Raw genomic sequence first — 20,476 nt, 5'->3', positions numbered from 1 at the left:
GGTTTCACGGCCCTCTTCTCTCTCGTAAGGATGTGTCGTAAGACGCGCCGAAAAAGCGCTCCGAACGTCAGGGAGAATGGCGTGGCGCGTCGTCGTGCCCGAGCGCCGATTAAGCACCCGGGTCTTGCCGAACTACTCGAAAGCAGACAAAGCAACAGACAACAGCTACGAATAATTAGTAGTACTAATTACTATGAATCCAAGCCGGCCGATCCGAAAAGATCGGCTAAAAGATAGGACGGTTAAGTGACGAAACGATAAACCGAAGATACGGCGACAGCGATGCGACCGTTGCGCACGGCTCGCGTCGCGGGGCGCGTCACGCGCCCCGCTTGACGGAGCCGGTATGCCTATCGCATTAGGCGATGCGTGCTTCCGTCGAGGGATCGAACAACACGGCTTTGGACACATCGGCGAGCAGCGTCATGTTTTGCTGCGCTTGCGGGTTCGAGGCCGGGTGCACGCGGCTCACGGTACGCTTGCCGTTGATTTGCGCGAAGACGAGCGTATCCGGGCCCGTGGGCTCGATCACATCGACCTTGACCGTCAGCGGCTGCAAATCGGCGCTATTGGCATCGTGCGCGCCGCGCGCGTCGGTCAGACGTTCCGGACGCAGGCCGAGGATGACCTTTTGCCCCACGTTCGCCTTGACGCGATTCGCTTCGAACGGCAGCTTGAGCACGCTGCGCTCCACACCGGTATCGATCTCCAAGCCGACGCCCGCGCCCTGCTCCACGAGCTTGCCTTCGATGAAGTTCATCGGCGGAGCGCCGATGAAGCCCGCCACGAACAGGTTCGACGGCGAATCGTAGATCTCTTGCGGCGCGCCGAACTGCTGGACGACGCCGTCCTTCATGACGGCGATGCGATCGCCGAGCGTCATCGCTTCGATTTGATCGTGCGTCACGTAGACGATCGTCGTACCCAAGCGTTGATGCAGCAGCTTGATCTCCGAGCGCATTTCGATACGCAGCTTCGCGTCGAGGTTCGAGAGCGGCTCGTCGAACAAGAACATCACGGGATCGCGCGCGAGCGCGCGGCCCATTGCGACGCGTTGCCGCTGGCCGCCCGACAGTTGCCCCGGCTTACGATCGAGCAAGTGATCGATCTGCAGCATCTGCGAGACGCGATCGACAATCTGCGCCTGCTCCTTCTTCGGTACCTTACGGATGTTCAAGCCGAACGAGATGTTGTCGCGCACCGTCATCGACGGATACAGCGCGTACGACTGGAACACCATCGCGATATCGCGATCCTTCGGCGAGAGGTTGTTGACGACCTTGCCGTCGATGCAGATCTCGCCCTTCGTAACCGTCTCGAGGCCGGCGATCATGTTGAGCAGCGTCGACTTCCCGCACCCGGAGCCGCCGACGAGAATCAAGAACTGACCGTCCTCGATTTCGATGTCGACACCCTTCAGGACGGGCACGCCGTTCGGATAGGTCTTGTATACGTCGCGGATGGAAAGGCTTGCCATGCTGAAAATCCTTTAATCTGCTCTGCTTGCGATAGATGCGATGCGTGTTTTTGGCTGCGCGGCGTTCGGCGTGGCGCAGCCGGACGCAACGAAACGTCCAATCAGCCCTTCACGGCGCCTGCGGTCAAGCCGCGCACGAAGTAGCGGCCCGCGATGACGTACACGAGGAGCGTCGGCAATGCCGCGATGATCGCCGCGGCCATATCGACGTTGTATTCCTTCACACCCGTCGACGTATTCACGAGGTTGTTCAGCGCCACCGTGATCGGCATCGAATCGACGCCCGAGAACACGATCCCGAACAAAAAGTCGTTCCAAATCTGCGTGAACTGCCAAATGACGCAGACCATGAAAATCGGCAGCGAGACGGGCAGCAAGATCCGCGTGAAGATCATGAAGAAACCGGCGCCGTCGATGCGGGCCGCCTTCACGAGCTCGGCCGGGATACTGACGTAGAAGTTACGGAAGAACATCGTCGTGAACGCGATGCCGTAGACGACGTGCACGAGCACGAGACCCGAAATCGTGTTCGAGATGCCCACCGCTCCGAGCAAGCGCGCCATCGGCAGCAAGATCGTCTGGAACGGGATGAAACAGCCGACCAGCAGCATCGTGAAAATCGCGTCGGCGCCGCGGAACCGCCAGTGCGTCAGCACATACCCGTTGAACGCGCCGATGATCGACGAGAGCAGCACGGCCGGGATGACCATGCGCACCGAGTTCATGAAGAACGGCCGCATCCCGTCGCAACGCACGCCCGTGCAGGCCTCGCTCCACGCTTTCACCCACGGTGCGACCGTCCAGTTCGACGGCGGCGTCAGCAAGTTGCCCGTGCGCAGTTGGTCCAGATCCTTGAACGACGTGGACAGCATCACGTAGAGCGGAAACAGGAAGTACAACGCGAACAGCAGGAGCGCAGCGTAAATGAACGCTCGACTAATCGTCATCTTAGGCTGCATTGCGGGTGCTCCTCGATTCCAAATACATGAGCGGGACGAGTACGGCAACGACGGTGGCCAGCATCATCATCGACGAGGCGGCGCCCACGCCAAGCTGGCCGCGGTTGAACGAGAACGTGTACATGAACATCGCAGGCAGCGACGACGACGTACCGGGTCCGCCGGCCGTCAACGCGACGACGAGGTCGAACGTCTTGATCGTGATGTGACACAGAATCAACAGCACCGAGAAAAACACCGGGCGCATGCTCGGGATCACGATCTTGCGATAGATCGTGGGCAGCGTCGCACCGTCCACTTGAGCCGCCTTGAAGATTTCCGAATCGACGCCGCGCAAACCGGCGAGAAACAGCGCCATGACGAAACCCGTCGATTGCCAAACGGCCGCGATGACGACGCAGAAAATGGCCTTGTCGGGATCGTCGAGCCAGTTGAACGAGAAACTCGTCCAGCCCCAGTCGTGCAGCACCTTCTCGAGGCCGAGCGCCGGGTTCAGAATCCACTGCCAAGCGGTACCGGTCACGATGAACGACAGCGCCATCGGGTAGAGGAACACGGCACGCAACGCGCCTTCGTTGCGGATCTTTTGATCGAGCAAGATGGCGAGGAAAAGACCCAAACCGATACAGACGGCAATGAACGGAATGCCGAACCAGCCGAGGTTTTTCGCCGACGTCCACCAGACGTCGTTTTGGAACAGTTCGTCGTAGCGGGTGAAGCCCGCGAACGTATAGTTGGGCATCAGCCGCGACTTGGACAGCGACAGATAGCCGGTGATCAGAATGAAACCGTAGACGAAGACAAGGCTGATCGCCACGCTAGGCGAAAGCACGAGCTTCGGGATCCAGCGGTCGGCCAGTGCCGAAATCGACGATGTGCGGTGGGGTACGTGCGTCGCGTTGTTCCCTTTGCCGCTGAGAGAGGCAGCCACTACTCGACTCCTGAGTGCTTGCACGCCGGCCGCGCACGATCGAAACGCTGAACAAGCGCGCGGCGGGCTTGAGTGACGCGGGCGGCGCGCAGTGCGCGCACCGCCCCCGGACCTACGCTTACTTCGTCTGTGCCGCCTTGGCGAGCGCGGCAACTGCGTCTTGCGACGATTCCTTCGAGTTCATGAACTTCGTGACGACGTCGCTCATCGCGCCGGCCGTGGCATCGCCTTGGGCCATGCCGTGCGCCAGCGACGGCACATAGCCGCCGGCCTTGATCGCGGCTTGCTCATCCGCGTACGACTTCTTCGCGCAATCGTCGTAGCTGCTCATGTCGACGCCCAGACGAACCGGGATCGAGCCCTTGTAGAGGCTGAATTGCTTTTGGAACTCGGGGCTCATGATCGTCTTCGCGAGCGAGAGCTGGCCCGGCGTGGCCGCCTTTTGGCCCTTCTGCTGGAAGAATACGAACGAATCGACGTTGAACGTATAGGCCTTGTCCGTGCCCGGCACCGGCGCGCAGACATAGTCCGTGCCCGACTTCTTGTTCGCGTTCGCGAACTCGCCCTTCGCCCAGTCGCCCATGAACTGCATACCGGCCTTGCCGTTGATGACCATTGCCGTTGCCAGGTTCCAATCGCGGCCCGTGCGCGAGCTATCGAAGTAGGTCGTGAGCTTGCGGACCGTATCGAACACTTGGACCATTTGCGGCGAGGTCAGCGTCTTTTGGTCGAGATCGACGATCGCCTTCTTGTAGAAAGCGGGCCCTTGCGAGAGCACGACGTCTTCCCACACCGTGAAGTCTTGCCACGGCTGTCCGCCCATCGCGATCGGCATGATGCCGTTCGCCTTCATCTTATCGGCGAGCTGGAAGAATTCGTCCCAGTTGGTCGGCACCTTGCCGCCGGCCTTATCGAGCGCCGCCTTGTTGATATACAGCCAGTTCACGCGGTGCACCGAGAACGGCGCCGCCACGTAGTGGCCGTCGACTTGCATGATCTTGTCGATCTGCGGCGGCAGGTTCTTCTTCCAGTCTTCGCTCTTCGCGACCGAATCGACGTTCACGAGCACGTCTTGATCCGCCCATTCCTTGATCAGCGGGCCCTTGATTTGCGCGGCGCTCGGCGCGTTGCCCGAGATCACCTGCGTCTTGAGCGCAGTCATGGCCGCCGCACCCGCGCCGCCCGCAACCGCGAAGTCCTTCCACGTGTAGCCCTGCTTCGTCATGTCGTCCTTGAGGACGCCGATGGCCTTCGATTCACCGCCCGAGGTCCACCAGTGCAGCACTTCAACGGATTCCGCCGCCTGAGCCGCCGACACGCCCAGCATCAGCCCCGTGGCGCACAGCGCAGCCATGATCGCGCGAACTTTCATTCTTTATCTCCTCCAGACTACTGACCAAGTAACGAGTGCTCCCCTCTTCTTATGGCCGGGGAACGGTGGTTGGGTGCAACACAACAACACTGGATGTGACCGCGCCGCGACTCGCGCACGAAGGCGCCGGCTGCGCCGAGCGGCCGCGAAGGATCGTCAGGAAATGCGTGCTTCCAAGCTTGGACTGTCTCCTCTTTTGAATTCGGCCCGGCCGCGTCGCGCGGATCGAGCTCGGGGAGGCAGCGCCATGTAAATCGCGCTGCTAACATGCACGCGCGATGGAAATAAATAGGGACACGCGGCGCGCTGCCGCCGATCGCCGCCGCAACTTTCCCGCGGACCCGCTGCGAGCAAGGTTTTTGCAATCGATCGACGTTACCTCTTGATTTGGATTGTAGTTAAACTACAATTCAGTGTCAAAATTATTTTTATCGCGCTACAAGACGTCGCAACTTCGAGCAGCCAACCAGCCCAGCACGTTCCTCGAATCGCGCCCCGCAACCCTTAGACTTCGGCTTAAGACTCATGCAAATCGACTCAGGCTTCACTTTCGTTCTCTTCGGCGGGACTGGCGATCTGTCGATGCGAAAGATCCTTCCGGCGCTGTACGAGGCTCACCGCGCGGGCATGCTGTCCGAGCACGGCAAGATCGTCGCGGTCGCGCGCCACGCGGCCGATCGCGACGGCTACATCGAATGGGTCAATAGCAACGTCAAGACCTATGTGTCGAAGGGCGGGCTCGACGAGAACGTCTGGCAGCGTTTCTTGGAGCGCATCGCCTACGTCAAGCTCGATCTGGGCAAGCCCGAGGATTTCGCGCTGCTGCGCGACGCGCTCGACGGTCACGCCGGCACGCGCGTGTTTTATCTGGCCACGGGACCGTCGCTGTTCGTGCCGATCTGCCGCGCGCTCGCCTCGGTCGGGCTCAACGAGAACGCCAGGATCGTGCTCGAAAAACCGCTCGGCTACGACTTGCGCTCGTCCAATGCGATCAACGATGCGGTGGGCGAGATCTTTGCCGAAGATCAGATCTATCGGATCGATCACTATCTCGGCAAGGAGCCCGTGCAAAATCTGCTCGCACTGCGCTTCGGCAATGCGCTGTTCGAACCGTTGTGGCGCCGCGAGTGGGTCGAAAGCATCCAGATCACGATTGCCGAGGAACTCGGCGTCGAGGCCCGAGGCGATTTCTACGACAATACGGGCGCGCTGCGCGACATGGTGCAAAACCACCTGCTGCAGTTGCTCTCTATCGTCGCCATGGAGCCGCCCCACTCGATGGATTCGGATTCGGTCCGCGACGAAAAGCTGCGCGTGCTGCGCGCGCTCAAACCGATCGATACGCGCGACATCTCGAAGATCGCGGTGCGCGGCCAATACCATTCGGGCGTCATCAAGGGAACGTCGGTGCCCGCCTATGCAACCGAGCATGGCGTGAAGCCGCAAAGCGCGACCGAGACGTTCGTCGCGCTCAAGGTCGAGATCGAGAACTGGCGCTGGGCGGGCGTGCCGTTCTTCCTGCGTACGGGCAAGCGTCTGGCTGAGCGCGTCGCCGAGATCGTCGTCAATTTCCGCCCCGTGCCGCACTCGGCGCTCGGCGCCCCGGCGCTGCGGCCCGGCGCGAACCGGCTCGTGATCCGGCTGCAGCCGAACGAATCGATCCGCCTCTATTGCTTGGCCAAACAGCCGGGCGAAGGGATGAACCTCTCGAGCGTGCACCTGGACCTCGCGTTCGATCAGTTCTTCAAGGAAGGTCAGATGGAGGCGTATCAGCGCCTGCTGCTCGACGTCATCAACGGACGCCTCGCCCTGTTCGTGCGGCGCGACGAACAAGAGGCCGCGTGGCGTTGGGTCGAGCCGATCCTGAACGAATGGGCCGCGTCGAACAAGCCGCCGAAGCCGTACGCGGCGGGCACCTGGGGTCCCGCGGCCGCGAGCGCCATGCTCGCGCAACACGGCACCTGCTGGCTCGAGGAAGAGAATTAAGTTGTCGATGTGACGAATCGGGGAACCGGCCGGGCAGCGCCGTGCCGGAGCCAAGCGAATCACCGCGGCGATCCGAGCGACGTTCGACGTTTCACGTGCCGCGGCGCTGCCCGCGATGATGAACATACAAAAAGCAGTCTGGAGGAGAAGTGATCGAGCTTCACGCTTTTGACGACCCGCGCGCTCAAGCCGACGCGCTGGCTAAGGCGGTGAGCGGCGCGCTCGGCGCATCGCTTGCCACGGCTCCCGATGCGCGCGCCACGCTCGCCGTATCCGGCGGCACGAGTCCGCGCCCGTTTTTCGAGGCGCTTGCGCTCGAGTCGCTCGACTGGGCGCGCGCCGACGTGACGCTCGTCGACGACCGCTGGGTGCCCGACACCGACAATGCCAGCAACGCGCGCCTCGTGCGCGAAACGCTGCTCAAGCACCGCGCGGCGGTTGCCCGCTTCGCGCCCCTCGTCGACGTGTCGGTACCGCTTGGCGAGCGCATCGCCGCGCTGAACGCCGATCCCTCCTACGCGCTGCCGCATGTCGCCGTGCTGGGCATGGGCGAAGACGGCCATACGGCGTCGCTTTTCGCCGACGCGCCGGCTGACGAGTGGACGCACGCGCTGACAACCGCCGAGCGTTACGTCGCCATGCATCCCGGCGCCGCCCCGCATGCACGCGTGAGCCTATCGATGTCCGCTTTGAAGGGCATTGGGCGGCTATTCCTTTTGATCTCGGGCGATCGCAAGCTCGACATCCTCAAAGCGGCCGCCTCGGCGCCGCAAGAAAACGCCATCTCGAAGCTGGCAAACGACAAGGGAGTCAGACTCGATGTCTACTGGTCTGCAAAATAAAGCTCATTCGGTACCCGGCGCACGCCAGCACGCCGACGGTCCGCGCCTGCTCGCCGATATCGGCGGCACCAATGCGCGTTTCGCGCTAGAAACCGAACCCGGGGAAATCAGTCAGATTCGCGTCTATCCGTGCGCCGATTTTCCGACGATCGAAGACGTGCTCAAGAAGTATTTGAAGGACACGAAGGTCGGTCGCGTCAATCACGCGGCGATCGCGATCGCGAATCCGGTCGACGGCGACCAGGTCAGCATGACCAACTTCAAGTGGGCGTTTTCGATCGAGGCCACGCGGCGCGCGCTCGGTTTCGACACGCTGCTCGTGGTCAACGATTTCACGGCGCTCGCCATGGCGCTGCCGGGCCTCACGGACGCGCAGCGCAACCAAGTGGGCGGCGGCACGCGCCGTCAGAACAGCGTGATCGGCCTGCTCGGGCCCGGCACCGGGCTCGGCGTCTCTGGTCTGATCCCGGCCGACGACCGGTGGATCGCGTTGGGCAGCGAAGGCGGTCACGCCACGTTCTCGCCGATGGACGAGCGCGAGGACCTCGTCTTGCAATACGCCCGCAAAAAGTGGCCGCACGTATCGTTCGAACGCGTCGCGGCGGGTCCCGGCATCGAACTCATCTACCGCGCGCTGGCCGCTCGCGACAAAAAGCGCTTGCCGGCCACGGTCGATCCGGCCTACGTAGTCGAGCGCGCCCACGCGGGCGACGCGCTCGCGCTCGAAGCCGTCGATTGTTTTTGCGGGATTTTGGGCACGTTCGCCGGGAACCTCGCGGTGACGCTCGGCGCCCTGGGCGGCATCTATATCGGCGGCGGCGTCGTACTGAAGCTCGGCGACCTGTTCTTGCGCTCGTCGTTTCGTCAGCGCTTCGAGGCGAAAGGCCGCTTCGAATCGTACCTGGCCAATGTACCGACTTATGTCATTACGGCCGAGTACCCGGCATTTCTGGGCGTCTCGGCCATCTTGGCGGAACAGTTGTCGAACCGCGCCGGCGGCGGTTCGTCGGCCGTGTTCGAGCGCATCCGCCAGATGCGCGACGCGCTGACGCCGGCCGAGCGCCGCGTGGCCGACCTTGCGTTGAATCATCCGCGCTCGATCATCAGCGATCCGATCGTCGACATCGCGCGCAAAGCCGACGTGAGCCAACCGACGGTCATTCGCTTTTGCCGCTCGTTGGGATGCCAAGGGCTGTCGGACTTCAAACTGAAGCTCGCGACAGGTCTGACGGGCACGATTCCGGTCAGCCACAGCCAAGTGCATTTGGGCGATACGGCTACCGATTTCGGCGCGAAGGTGCTCGACAATACCGTCTCGGCGATTTTGCAGTTGCGCGAACATCTGAACTTCGAGCATGTCGAGCGCGCGATCGAGTTGCTCAACGGCGCGCGCCGGATCGAGTTTTACGGGCTCGGCAATTCGAACATCGTCGCGCAAGACGCGCACTATAAGTTCTTCCGCTTCGGGATCCCGACGATCGCTTACGGCGACCTGTATATGCAGGCCGCCTCCGCCGCGCTGCTCGGCAAGGGCGATGTCATCGTGGCGGTGTCGAAGTCGGGGCGCGCGCCCGAACTGTTGCGTGTGCTCGACGTCGCCATGCAGGCCGGTGCGCAAGTCATTGCCATCACCTCGAGCAATACGCCGCTCGCCAAGCGCGCAACGGTCGCCCTAGAAACCGACCACATCGAGATTCGCGAATCGCAGCTATCGATGATCTCGCGCATCTTGCATTTGGTGATGATCGACATTCTTGCGGTCGGTGTGGCCATTCGCCGCGCCGAGCCGACCGGCGAGATGACGCAAGCCGTCGCGAAGGCGCGCACCGTCGGGACCGACGACGCCGCGGCCGTCCTCGACTGGCTCAGCCATGGGGCCGCGTCCTCGGCAGCCGACTGACGCCCGTGCGCGCCACTGCGCCGATCGTTTAGCAGTCCCGACTAACCCGCGCGCTCGCGAGAGCGGCGGGTTTTTTCACGCGTGCGACGAGCGCGGCGGCCGCTCCGGTTTCATCAGATGAATAGGAAGACGAGACCGAAGACGCGTGATTCGCTCCGTGGAAACGAGATAGCGGGCTAAAGCCACCACGAAACGCCGCTTTTTCTTCAACGTATTCGCAACAATTGGGACGGCGAGTGTGTGGCTCGGATGCAACACTTGCGCCCAGCTTTTAAGCGTCCACTTTCACTGCTTTCCTTGCCTGTCAAGGAAGAGAACGATGCGGATCCTGAATTACTGCCTTTCAGTATTCGCAATAATCGGCGACAACTAGTGTTTCTACTAATGAGGGTCCGGGGCCTAGATGCCTAGTATCCCCTCGACTGCCTGGACCCCGCCGCGGCGCCAACAGCCCAAGAGGCGGCGAAGTCCGCGGCAACGAATTACCTAATCCGGGTTGCTCACACTGCAACTCAACGTCTCGGAGACCTATTTGATGAAAAAATCGCTTCTCGCACTGGCTGTGACGGGCGCCTTCGCGGTGCCGGCGTTCGCGCAAAGCAGCGTCACGCTGTACGGTGTTATCGACGCGGGCTTGACCTACGTGAACAACGCCGGCGGCGCCCACAAGTGGGCAATGCAAAGCGGCATCGTTCAGGGCAGCCGTTGGGGCCTGAAGGGTTCGGAAGACCTGGGTGGCGGCACGAAGGCCATCTTCCAGTTGGAAAACGGCTTCAACGTGTTCAACGGCAACCTGGGCCAAGGCCAACGTGAATTCGGCCGTCAAGCCTACGTCGGCCTGGCGAACGACAAGTTCGGTACGCTGACTCTCGGCCGTCAATACGACCCGGTTGTCGACAACGCGCAACCGACGACGTTCAACGGCCAATGGGGCGCACTGTTCTCGCACCCGGGCGACATCGACAACACGGACAACGGCTTCCGCGTGAACAATGCGGTCAAGTACGTTTCGCCGCGCTTCGCCGGCGTTCAAGGCGAATTGTTCTACGCGTTCGGCGGCGTGGCTGGCTCGTTCGGCTCGCAAAGCACGATCGGCGCAGGTTTGAACTACTCGGGCGGCCCGCTGTACATCGGCGCCGGCTACTTCCTGGCGAAGAACCCGGGCGTTACGTCGGGCACGGTTGGCAACGATGCCAACTTCGGCTCCGGCGGTATCTGGAGCTTCGTGGGCACCCCGCGCAACATGCAGTCGATCAGCGGCGGCGCATCGTATCAATTCGGCCCGGCCCAAATTGGCTTGAACGTGTCGGACGTTCGTTTCAATGACGCACTCGCCGCCGGCCAAACGACCCGTTTCGACAGCTATGAGTTGTGGGGCAACTACAGCCTGACGCCGGCAGCCACGCTGGGCGCAGGTTACACGTACACGACGGGTAAGGTCGATGCAACGGGCGTGAAGCCGAAGTACGGCCAAACGAACCTGATCGCCGACTACCGTCTGTCGAAGCGCACCGACGTCTACGCAATGGGCGTTTGGAGCCACTCGATGACGGCAGGCGTGAACGCCGACATCTACGCAGGCGTTCTCGGCGGCGCAAGCTCGACGAGCAACCAAGTGCTCGGCCGCGTCGGCATCCGTCACAAGTTCTAAGCAAAGCGACGTGTCCTCCGGCGGGCGCAAGCCCACCGGAACACCGTTGCCGCAGCATCCTCAAAGCGCCCTCACGGGCGCTTTTTTTATTGCTCCGCGCCGGCTCTGCTTGGCCGTTCGTACTAGCCCCCTCAGTGCGAGCCTCACCTGCACTACTTCGGTACAATTGGCGCCATCTCACCGGCCGCGTTCACCGCCTTCGAGTGCCCATACCGCTTGGCCGGTCTTCCTTCAAAACCGAATTTCACTCATGTCCAGCAATCAAGCTCTGTTCGAACGCGCACAACGCACCATTCCCGGCGGCGTCAATTCGCCCGTGCGAGCGTTCCGCTCGGTCGGCGGCACGCCGCGCTTCGTCAAGCGGGCGAACGGCCCGTACTTCTGGGATGCGGAAGATAAGCGGTACATCGACTACATCGGCTCGTGGGGCCCGATGATCGTCGGTCATGTACATCCCGAGGTACTGGAAGCCGTCCAGCGCGTGCTAGCCGATGGTTTCTCATTCGGTGCGCCGACCGAAGCGGAGATCGAAATCGCAGAGGAAATCTGCAGGCTCATGCCCTCGATCGAAAAGGTGCGGCTCGTATCGAGCGGCACCGAAGCGACGATGAGTGCATTGCGACTCGCGCGCGGCTTCACGCAGCGCAATCGGATCGTCAAATTCGAGGGCTGTTATCACGGTCACGCCGATAGCCTCCTCGTCAAAGCGGGCTCGGGTCTGCTCACGTTCGGCAATCCGACGTCGGCCGGCGTGCCGGCGGACATCACGAAGCACACGACCGTCCTCGAATACAACAACACGCAGGCGCTAGAAGAGGCATTCGCCGCTTTCGGCGACGAAATTGCGGCCGTCATCGTCGAACCGGTTGCCGGCAATATGAATCTGGTCCGCGGCAACCCCGAATTTCTGCAAGCGCTGCGGCGCCTGTGCACCCAGCACGGGGCGGTGCTGATTTTCGACGAGGTCATGTGCGGTTTCCGAGTTGCGCTCGGCGGCGCGCAGGCGCTCTACGGCATTACCCCCGATCTGACGTGTCTCGGCAAAGTCATCGGCGGCGGGATGCCCGCGGCGGCGTTCGGCGGCCGGCGCGACATCATGTCGCTGCTCGCACCTGAAGGCGCGGTCTATCAAGCCGGCACGCTATCGGGCAACCCGGTGGCCGTCGCGGCCGGGCTGAAGACGCTTGAATTAATCCAAGCGCCCGGCTTTTACGAGCGTTTGTCGGCCCAAACGGCCCGGCTCGCAAACGGCCTCGCAGCCGCGGCGCGCGAGGCGGACGTGCCGTTCAGCGCGGACGCTATCGGCGGAATGTTCGGTCTTTACTTTACCGAGCAGGTGCCCGCGAGTTTTGCCGACGTCTCGCGCAGCGACATCGCCCGCTTCAACACGTTCTTCCATCAGATGCTCGACGCGGGTGTCTATTTCGCGCCGTCCGCCTATGAAGCGGGGTTCGTCTCGAGCGCGCACGACGATGCCGTGATCGACGCGACGATTCAAGCCGCGCGCGGAGCGTTCTCCGCGCAGCGCGCGTAACCTGGCCCTTGCGATGTTCTCCGAAGCCGATTTCATTCACATGCAGCGCGCGCTGACGCTAGCCAGCCGCGGTATGTATACGACTACCCCGAACCCGCGGGTGGGGTGCGTGCTGGTCAAGGACGGCCTGCCGATCGGCGAAGGATTCACGCAGCCGGCGGGGCAGGACCATGCCGAGGTGCAGGCGCTCAAAGACGCTCGGCGCCGAGGCCACGATACCCAGGGGGCGACGGCCTATGTTTCGCTGGAGCCGTGCAGCCACTTTGGGCGTACGCCGCCTTGCGCGCACGCGCTCATCGATGCGCGGATCAAGCGCGTGATCGCTGCGATGGAAGATCCGAATCCGCAAGTGTCCGGGCGCGGCTTGGCCATGCTGCGCGACGCTGGGATCGACGTGCGCTGCGGCTTGCTCGCGAACGAAGCGCGTGAGCTGAACATCGGCTTCGTCTCGCGCATGACGCGCGCCCGCCCATGGGTCCGCATGAAAGTCGCGGCAACGCTCGATGGGCGCACGGCCCTGCCCACGGGCGAGAGCCAGTGGATCACCGGCGACGCGGCGCGCGCGGACGGCCACGCTTGGCGCGCTCGGGCGTGCGCGATTCTGACGGGTATCGGCACGGTGCGCGAGGACGATCCGCAGTTGACCGTACGGGGCATCGATACGCCGCGGCAACCGTTGCGCGTGCTGATCGACAGCCGGCTCGACGTACCGCTTTCGGCAAGATTACTCGAGGGGGCGCCGCCGCTCGTATTTTGCGGACCCATCGACGAGAGCAATGCCGCACGCGCCGATGCATTGACTGCCCGAGGGATCGAAGTCGTATCGCTGGGCAATGAGCACGGCAAGGTGGATCTACCGGCCATGTTGAAACAACTCGGGCAGCGCGGCATCAACGAATTGCACGTCGAGGCCGGCCATAAACTCAACGGCTCCCTGCTGCGCGAAGGCTGCGTGGACGAGTTGCTCGTCTATTTGGCGCCGAGTTTGCTCGGCGCGGGTTCGGCCGGTATGTTCGACGTAGCGGCGCCTGCCGTGCTCGATGCGCGGACACGGCTCGTGTTTCATTCGAGCGAGCGTGTCGGGGACGATCTTCGGATCTTGGCGCGCTTGCAAACGCCTTCTACGTCTCACTGAAGTCACAAGGAACGGATAACGATGTTTACGGGAATCGTCGCGGCGGTGGGCCGCATCGAAGCAGTCAAGCCGTTGGGCACCGACGAAGCGGCCGGCGTGCGGCTGACGGTTGACGCGGGCACGCTCGACCTGGGCGACGTTGCGCTCGGTGACAGCATCGCCATTCAGGGCGCTTGTATGACGGTCGTGGAAAAGACGGCTCGTACGTTCGATGTCGACGTTTCGCGCGAAAGCCTCAATTGCACGGTCGGTTTGGCGGCGCCTGGTGAGGTGAACCTCGAAAAGGCGTTGACGGCGCATGAGCGCTTGGGCGGACACATTGTTTCGGGCCACGTGGACGGGCTCGGTACCGTCACGCGCTTCGCGCCGGTAGGCGAATCGCATGAGCTGCGTGTGCTAGCACCGCGCGATATCGGCCGTTACGTGGCGTATAAAGGCTCGATTACGGTGAACGGCGTCAGCTTGACCGTCAATAGCGTCGATGATCGCGATGACGGGACGGAGTTTTCGATCAATCTGATTCCTCATACCGTCGAAGTCACCACGCTTAAACACGTGAAAGCCGGAGAGAAGGTCAATCTCGAGGTGGATTTGATCGCGCGGTATGTCGAAAGAATGTTGTCGACGGCGTCCACCATACAACATAGCTGACCGCTGCGGGGAACCTCGCTGCGCGACTATTTTCCACTCGGCGACAGTCGCCTAGCGGGCGACTCCGCAGCTCTCGGCCCCGCACCCAGCGAGCGCATCGGGCATCAGCCCCCCAGTCCGCTCAAAACGGACTGCGCCGCGGCAAATCGCAATCACTCGCTGATCCCCTATCATTCGTCAACTCCTTCAACGCCCGCTCCGGAGACACCGGACCCTTGTAAAGCGGGGTACATGGCGTACGCGCCAGTTTTAACGATAGCTCGATGAGTTCGTTCGGTTGGTCGTCGGCGCGATAGGCTTGTGCAAGATGTGTGAACTCCATCATGATGCCGACAACACATTCACAAGCATCGCAACCTGCGGCCTCCATGGCAGAACAGTTGCGTACCAGTTGCCAAGCTTCGCAGTGCTGGTGCTGCTTCCGCCCTCGATCATGTCGGGTTTCAGGCGTTTAAGCAGCTTTTGGGTGCAATGGAGAAACAGCATAAAAAAGGGAACAACGTGCATCGATGGAAAGTGTACGCCCATTGTGCTAACATGACGTACATCTGAAGGAGAAATTCTCATGAGCACCTCTACCCGCTCCGCCCGCCTGGGTTTGCGGGCCACGCCGCAGCAGGAAGCCGTGCTGCGGCGTGCCGCCGAGATCGCGCACAAATCGATGACCGATTTTATTCTCGACAGCGCCTGCCAGGTCGCCGAACGAACGCTGCTCGACCAACGTTTGTTCCTGGTGACTGAAAACCAGTCGCAAGCGCTGCTAGACATGCTCGATCGGCCGACCCAAGACAATGCGGGCTTGAAGGAGTTGTTCTCCCGAACAGCGCCTTGGGAGAACTGATGCCGCTGTCCGCACTGCAAGCTCTAGGCGCCAGCCATATCTTGGAAGGCTTCGATTGCGGCAAGCCAACTCTGAATGACTGGCTCCTGCGCCATGCGCGGCAGGCCCAGGCCAGTGGTTCGGCCAAAACTTACGTCGTTACCGAAAGTCAACGCCTAGTCGGATATTACAGCCTGGCCGTGGGGCAAATCGATACTCTCGAAGCACCTGATCGAGTACGCCAAGGGATGGGAGCTTATCCAATCCCTGTCGTCATCCTTGCTCGGCTGGCAGTAGCAACGCAGGACCATGGGCGCGGCGTCGGGATCGGCATGCTGCAAGATGCAATCCGGCGCACTGTAGCCATCGCCGAGCAAGTCGGCGTTCGCGCGCTGCTGACGCATCCCATCGATGAAGATGCAACGCGCTTCTATCTGCGTTTCGGGTTTGAGGGTTCGCCGGTGCGAGAACAGCAATTGCTGCTGTTGCTCAAAGATGCTCGTCGACTACTCGCGCCTGCTGCATCAGGCAAACCGAAGTAGATATCGATTTCGTCATCGTCTATTGACGTCTCGTTACGGCCTCGTTGATATGACGGTATTTCTGATGGTATACGTACATATCCGCGAATCGCCCGGCTTGCAGGGCAAGCCTCTCCAGCCAGACTCAACATAATTGCGCGGTATGTCGAAAGAATATTGTCGACAGGGGCGCAGGCCGGTCGTTCGTGAATCGCGAACCAACCCGAAATCGCCGCCAAGATCGGCCTCGCGCGCCATATAAGGATGTCGTCGACGGGATCGCCGGTGACCGGCTCGTAATTTGCGGAACCCGACCGCGCCCAGAAGTGAGCCATGTACTCGACACACAATCCGTGCAACACACATTTATGTGCTGCACCCAACCGACTAACCCTTGCATGTCAAGACTTCCTCGATTGAATAAAGGCGTCCTCCTATTCATAGGCTTGGCGGCTCTGGGGTTCGTTGTGCTGTTGATTAGCCACCTCATCTCAGACGACACCGAGCCATTCAGCTCCAATTCATCGCCAGACAAATTACTAAACGCAGAAAATTTTTTTATCGACGGTTGCGCCGGGGAATGCGCAACCGGCTTGATCGCCATCAAAAGAAAGGATGGGGAAAAAGTCGGCGAAATCGAACTTTCAAGCCCTACCCCAGATATATTTTTTTATTGGGTGAACAACAAAAACCTTCGCGTTCTTTTTAGTGATGCAGGAGACCATCCCCATATCGACTTATCCAAGATATCGAATGGATTGACCGTTTCCGTCGGGACTTATCATGTTTTGAGTGCATCGGTTGCCAGTGCAAAGGCAACGCAGCAGCCGAAGTATGCCGTTTCCGATGCAGCCGTATCCGCCTCCTATACAAGCGGAGCGGCCAGAGATGGGGAGCTATGCGAGCTAAGTATGGTTGCGAACCAAGCCCCCGAGCTCGGGAAGCTCGGGGTTGAAATAGAAGTGCATCGAGATACATGTTCCTATAAGAAACAAGGGGAAGCAATATGCGGATTCATGAATTCTCGCTTCTGGGTTGCGGGCAAACCGGAAGGCTCAAGCCAACTCATGCTGACGTCGGCGAATATTGCCGGCGTTAGCGGCTATGGCGTGCTACCGACTGGGGCTGATCACATGGCGATAAGAGGTCAATTTTTGGAAGGCGATGCCAATCAGATAATTGATAAACTTAAAGGCAAATCTATTTCTGTCGACTATAATTTCAATTTCTCTGAATTAACCATGCGATATCGACTCCCACTTATCTCGCTATCACGCCCCATTGAAAAATTCCTCAAATGCGTAGATGGTGCAGATTTTGAGTGGAGCAAGCATATACAGGAATGAGCCAGGTGGAAACGTCCGGCTTGCGGCAGCGGCCGCGACTACCTATACCACCACTCGCCTTCGCTCCGCCGGTCGTATCGCTTGCCGTCAGTACGGCGTATATCGATTCGTCCTGCGCCGTACCCGTTTTATTGGGGCGCCCGCGCCTACGGCCGGCGCTGCCATATAGTTGGCCTGGAACACAGCGTCCAAGTTGTTGCCCTTCTGGTTGTTGTAGCTCTTGCTTGTCACTTGCGCGTTCCAATAAAAGTTACTGGAATTTCCCGCGGCAGCCCCGACTGGGATGATGTGATCAATCTCGGTTTCGCTAGGCAGCAAGCGCCGTTGATTGTCAAACCAGAGGTTGTCCGACGTTAGCCGGCCGGTATTCAACCAGCGGTTGGCTAGCCGAATCAATCGCTTCTGATCCTGGGTGAATCCCACGGCAAAGTTCTGGTTGTTGCGCTTGACTGCCCCGCCGGCGGGGTAGTTCAGTCCCGCGGGAGGGAGCACAGCGGCGCCGAACGCTGCGTTGAGCCCCGCGATGAGACCAGGCCCCACCGCGCCATCCTCGAGAACGTCCAGGAATGCATAAGGACCCGGCACAATCCCGGCCGGAGGATCGCCACGCCCCCCGACGGGCGTCCCGCCCGTGTTGCCGCCGCCCGGCACGGGAGCGCCGGCCCAGATGTTGAACGCATTGACGACGTTTTGGAAAGCCGTGTTCTGGGGGCCAGTGAAGACAAAGGGCTGATCGCCCGCAGCCGAAAAATTCGATGGCGGGTTGATGCGATAGATGCGGTTTGGGATGCCGCCCGCAATCGCCGTACTCAGCGCCACCGTCCTGGCGGCAACCAGTCCCGCTCCGGGCGCTAGGATAGGCAGTTGATAGCCCCACGCCGAGACCGAGTTCGGTATGGTCGGATCACCGGCATTAGGATGTGCGTACGCCAGTTCCGCGCGAAAGTAGATCCGAACGGGAAGCATGGCGACCGCCGCATGCGCGTTGGTGAGGGCTCTCTCCATCGTGGCCCAATCACCATTGTTGATCGCCTGAGGCATAGGCACGAGGTTGAAGGCCGAGTTCACGCCCCCGAGCGCGCGGGCAAAGATGTGCCCGCGATGGTAACCAATTGGAAGATCATCGTGCGGCAAGCCGACAGGCTCACCGCCGCCGGGGGCGAAATCCGGGTACGTGGAGACCGGGAACATGTTCGCAGGGAGTGCACCCACGGCGCCCCCGCCAACTGTGCCCTCCACTCGGGTGGGACGGGTGATCGTTCGGCCGGAAACAGCGACCGTCTCGTACGTCACGGTGACAGGGTCCCATGCGGCGCGAGGAAAGTTTCTGAATGGCATTCGACCGTATTTCCATCGAAGGATAGAAGGCGGAACCGCACAACCCGTCATATAGCGGCGGGCGGATTTGCCGTGGCGTCCAGAAAAACAATCGCGGCGCAACGCTACAGCCTGACACTGCGCGATTCTGCCACAGTTGCCCCCGCGCGACGCAGGCGGCCGCTGCCGAAACCGCATTTCACAATATGGCATGCACGCCTAAAAACTGGCACCGCCTCCTTTCCACACGCTGAAACAGCGTTTTGCATTGCAACAAGAAGATCGTAAGTCATTGAAAAATAAAGAAAATCATACGTCTTATGTCTTATATAAGACATAAGACAAACACATCAGACAGGTCTACTATCTAGGTCATGTAGTCGCTTCTCGATCGACAGCGGCACGCGGCAACAATTTTTATCTGCGTTTTCGTTCCCTAGGAGATTCACATGGCCCAATATCAGGACGACATCAAGGCAGTTGCTGGCTTGAAAGAGAAGCATGGCAGCGCCTGGGACGCCATCGACCCCGAGTACGCCGCCCGCATGCGTGCTCAGAACAAGTTCAAAACGGGCCTGGACATCGCCAGGTACACCGCGAAGATCATGCGCGCCGACATGGCTGCCTACGACGCGGATCCGTCCAAGTACACCCAATCGCTGGGCTGCTGGCACGGCTTTATCGGCCAGCAGAAGATGATCTCGATCAAGAAGCACTTCAAGAGCACCGAGCGCCGTTACCTGTACCTGTCCGGCTGGATGGTTGCCGCCCTGCGCTCGGAATTCGGACCGCTGCCTGACCAGTCGATGCATGAAAAGACGTCGGTCAGCGCACTGATCCGCGAGCTGTACACGTTCCTGCGCCAGGCCGATGCGCGCGAGCTCGGCGGCCTGTTCCGCGAACTCGATGCAGCCGTCGGCCCGGCAAAGGCCGCCATCCAAGAAAAAATCGATAACCACGTCACGCACGTCGTGCCGATCATCGCCGATATCGACGCCGGTTTCGGGAACGCCGAAGCGACCTACCTGCTCGCCAAGCAGTTCATCGAAGCGGGTGCGTGCTGTATTCAGATCGAAAACCAGGTGTCCGACGAGAAGCAGTGCGGCCACCAGGACGGCAAGGTCACGGTGCCGCATGAGGACTTCCTCGCGAAGATCCGCGCGATCCGCTATGCGTTCCTGGAACTGGGCGTGGAAGACGGCGTCATCGTCGCCCGTACCGATTCGCTGGGCGCCGGCCTGACCAAGCAAATCGCCGTAACCAAGACCCCGGGCGATCTGGGCGACCAATACAACTCATTCCTCGATTGCGAAGAATTGTCGGCCGATCAACTGGGCAACGGCGACGTCGTCATCAAGCGCGACGGCAAACTGCTGCGTCCCAAGCGCCTGCCGAGCAATCTGTTCCAATTCCGTCCCGGCACGGGCGAAGCGCGTTGCGTGCTCGATTGCATCACGTCGCTGCAAAACGGCGCCGACCTGCTCTGGATCGAAACCGAAAAGCCGCATATCGCTCAAATCGGCGGCATGGTCCGCGAAATTCGTAAAGTGATCCCGAACGCGAAGCTCGTCTACAACAACAGCCCGTCGTTCAACTGGACGCTTAATTTCCGCCAGCAGGCCTACGATGCGATGAAGGCAGAGGGCAAGGATGTGTCGGCATACGACCGCGCCCAATTGATGAGCGTGGAATACGATCAGACGGAACTGGCCGCGCTCGCCGACGAAAAGATTCGCACGTTCCAGGCGGACGCATCGCGCGAAGCGGGCATTTTCCACCACCTGATTACGCTGCCGACGTACCACACTGCCGCGCTATCGACCGACAACCTGGCCAAGGAATACTTCGGCGAACAAGGCATGCTCGGTTACGTGGCCGGTGTCCAGCGCAAGGAAATCCGTCAGGGCATCGCCTGCGTGAAGCACCAGAATATGTCCGGCTCCGATATCGGCGACGACCACAAGGAGTATTTCAGCGGCGAGGCAGCCCTCAAAGCGGCGGGTAAAGACAACACGATGAATCAGTTCCACTAAT

At 61.0% G+C, this 20,476-nt stretch carries 17 protein-coding genes; 11 read left to right on the top strand and 6 right to left on the bottom strand.

Annotated elements, in window-relative coordinates; translation table 11 throughout:
- Positions 1 to 358: 358 nt before the first annotated feature.
- The 4 genes from DXT59_RS14860 to DXT59_RS14845 form a co-directional block, all read right to left on the bottom strand.
- Entirely contained in the window at positions 359 to 1,477 is a 1,119-nt protein-coding gene (locus DXT59_RS14860) for an ABC transporter ATP-binding protein (RefSeq protein ID WP_116137660.1), read from the bottom strand.
- Between the two features lie 101 nt (positions 1,478 to 1,578).
- Positions 1,579 to 2,436, bottom strand: coding sequence for a carbohydrate ABC transporter permease (locus DXT59_RS14855; RefSeq protein WP_116137659.1), 858 nt, complete (start codon positions 2,434 to 2,436; stop codon positions 1,579 to 1,581).
- Positions 2,426 to 3,367 (bottom strand): carbohydrate ABC transporter permease, encoded by a 942-nt coding sequence (locus DXT59_RS14850; RefSeq protein WP_116137658.1) that lies wholly within the window; start codon positions 3,365 to 3,367, stop codon positions 2,426 to 2,428. Before DXT59_RS14850 ends, DXT59_RS14855 begins: the two co-directional genes overlap by 11 nt.
- Positions 3,368 to 3,485: 118 nt before the next feature.
- Positions 3,486 to 4,739, bottom strand: coding sequence for an ABC transporter substrate-binding protein (locus DXT59_RS14845; RefSeq protein ID WP_116137657.1), 1,254 nt, complete (start codon positions 4,737 to 4,739; stop codon positions 3,486 to 3,488).
- Between the two features lie 525 nt (positions 4,740 to 5,264).
- Here DXT59_RS14845 and zwf point away from each other — a divergent pair.
- From zwf to DXT59_RS14810, 7 genes are all read left to right on the top strand, one after another.
- Positions 5,265 to 6,725: a glucose-6-phosphate dehydrogenase gene (gene zwf, locus DXT59_RS14840; protein WP_116137656.1), complete on the top strand. Its 1,461-nt coding sequence runs from the start codon at positions 5,265 to 5,267 to the stop codon at positions 6,723 to 6,725.
- A 149-nt stretch (positions 6,726 to 6,874) separates the two neighbouring features.
- A complete protein-coding gene (gene pgl / locus DXT59_RS14835; protein WP_116137655.1) occupies positions 6,875 to 7,567 on the top strand; it encodes a 6-phosphogluconolactonase in 693 nt (230 codons plus the stop codon).
- Positions 7,545 to 9,467 (top strand): bifunctional transcriptional regulator/glucokinase, encoded by a 1,923-nt coding sequence (locus DXT59_RS14830; RefSeq protein WP_116137654.1) that lies wholly within the window; start codon positions 7,545 to 7,547, stop codon positions 9,465 to 9,467. The genes pgl and DXT59_RS14830 overlap by 23 nt, the downstream gene beginning before the upstream one ends.
- A gap of 535 nt (positions 9,468 to 10,002) precedes the next feature.
- Positions 10,003 to 11,118, top strand: a complete 1,116-nt coding sequence (locus DXT59_RS14825; protein ID WP_116137665.1) for a porin — start codon at positions 10,003 to 10,005, stop codon at positions 11,116 to 11,118.
- Between the two features lie 250 nt (positions 11,119 to 11,368).
- Positions 11,369 to 12,652 carry a glutamate-1-semialdehyde 2,1-aminomutase gene (gene hemL / locus DXT59_RS14820; protein WP_116137653.1) on the top strand — a complete coding sequence of 428 codons (1,284 nt, stop codon included), beginning with the start codon at positions 11,369 to 11,371 and terminating at the stop codon, positions 12,650 to 12,652.
- Positions 12,653 to 12,665: 13 nt separating this feature from the next.
- A complete protein-coding gene (ribD, locus tag DXT59_RS14815) occupies positions 12,666 to 13,787 on the top strand; it encodes a bifunctional diaminohydroxyphosphoribosylaminopyrimidine deaminase/5-amino-6-(5-phosphoribosylamino)uracil reductase RibD (protein ID WP_116137652.1) in 1,122 nt (373 codons plus the stop codon).
- A gap of 21 nt (positions 13,788 to 13,808) precedes the next feature.
- Positions 13,809 to 14,438, top strand: a complete 630-nt coding sequence (locus tag DXT59_RS14810; RefSeq protein ID WP_116137651.1) for a riboflavin synthase — start codon at positions 13,809 to 13,811, stop codon at positions 14,436 to 14,438.
- A 321-nt stretch (positions 14,439 to 14,759) separates the two neighbouring features.
- Here DXT59_RS14810 and DXT59_RS31580 read toward each other — a convergent pair whose 3' ends face one another.
- Complete coding sequence (locus DXT59_RS31580) at positions 14,760 to 14,873, bottom strand: hypothetical protein (RefSeq protein WP_420823391.1); 114 nt, start codon at positions 14,871 to 14,873, stop codon at positions 14,760 to 14,762.
- Positions 14,874 to 15,003: 130 nt separating this feature from the next.
- Here DXT59_RS31580 and DXT59_RS14800 point away from each other — a divergent pair, with 130 nt between their 5' ends.
- The 3 genes from DXT59_RS14800 to DXT59_RS30630 all read left to right on the top strand — a co-directional run bounded on the left by DXT59_RS14800 (position 15,004) and on the right by DXT59_RS30630 (position 17,125).
- A complete protein-coding gene (locus DXT59_RS14800) occupies positions 15,004 to 15,279 on the top strand; it encodes a type II toxin-antitoxin system TacA family antitoxin (protein ID WP_116137650.1) in 276 nt (91 codons plus the stop codon).
- Entirely contained in the window at positions 15,279 to 15,800 is a 522-nt protein-coding gene (locus DXT59_RS14795; protein ID WP_116137649.1) for a GNAT family N-acetyltransferase, read from the top strand. The genes DXT59_RS14800 and DXT59_RS14795 overlap by 1 nt, the downstream gene beginning before the upstream one ends.
- Positions 15,801 to 16,177: 377 nt before the next feature.
- Positions 16,178 to 17,125: a GeBP family protein gene (locus DXT59_RS30630; protein WP_162878088.1), complete on the top strand. Its 948-nt coding sequence runs from the start codon at positions 16,178 to 16,180 to the stop codon at positions 17,123 to 17,125.
- 87 nt (positions 17,126 to 17,212) lie between these two features.
- Here the strand turns inward: DXT59_RS30630 and DXT59_RS14790 are convergent, their stop codons facing one another.
- Positions 17,213 to 18,316, bottom strand: a complete 1,104-nt coding sequence (locus DXT59_RS14790; protein WP_162878087.1) for a DNA/RNA non-specific endonuclease — start codon at positions 18,314 to 18,316, stop codon at positions 17,213 to 17,215.
- A gap of 575 nt (positions 18,317 to 18,891) precedes the next feature.
- Here DXT59_RS14790 and DXT59_RS14785 point away from each other — a divergent pair.
- Positions 18,892 to 20,475 (top strand): isocitrate lyase, encoded by a 1,584-nt coding sequence (locus tag DXT59_RS14785; protein ID WP_116137647.1) that lies wholly within the window; start codon positions 18,892 to 18,894, stop codon positions 20,473 to 20,475.
- Position 20,476 lies beyond the last annotated feature (1 nt).

The sequence above is a fragment of the Trinickia diaoshuihuensis genome (genome assembly GCF_003390925.1).
In the GTDB taxonomy this organism is placed as follows: domain Bacteria; phylum Pseudomonadota; class Gammaproteobacteria; order Burkholderiales; family Burkholderiaceae; genus Trinickia; species Trinickia diaoshuihuensis.
Note: the sequence above shows the minus strand (reverse complement) of the source record. Positions and strands in the feature narration are given on the sequence as shown.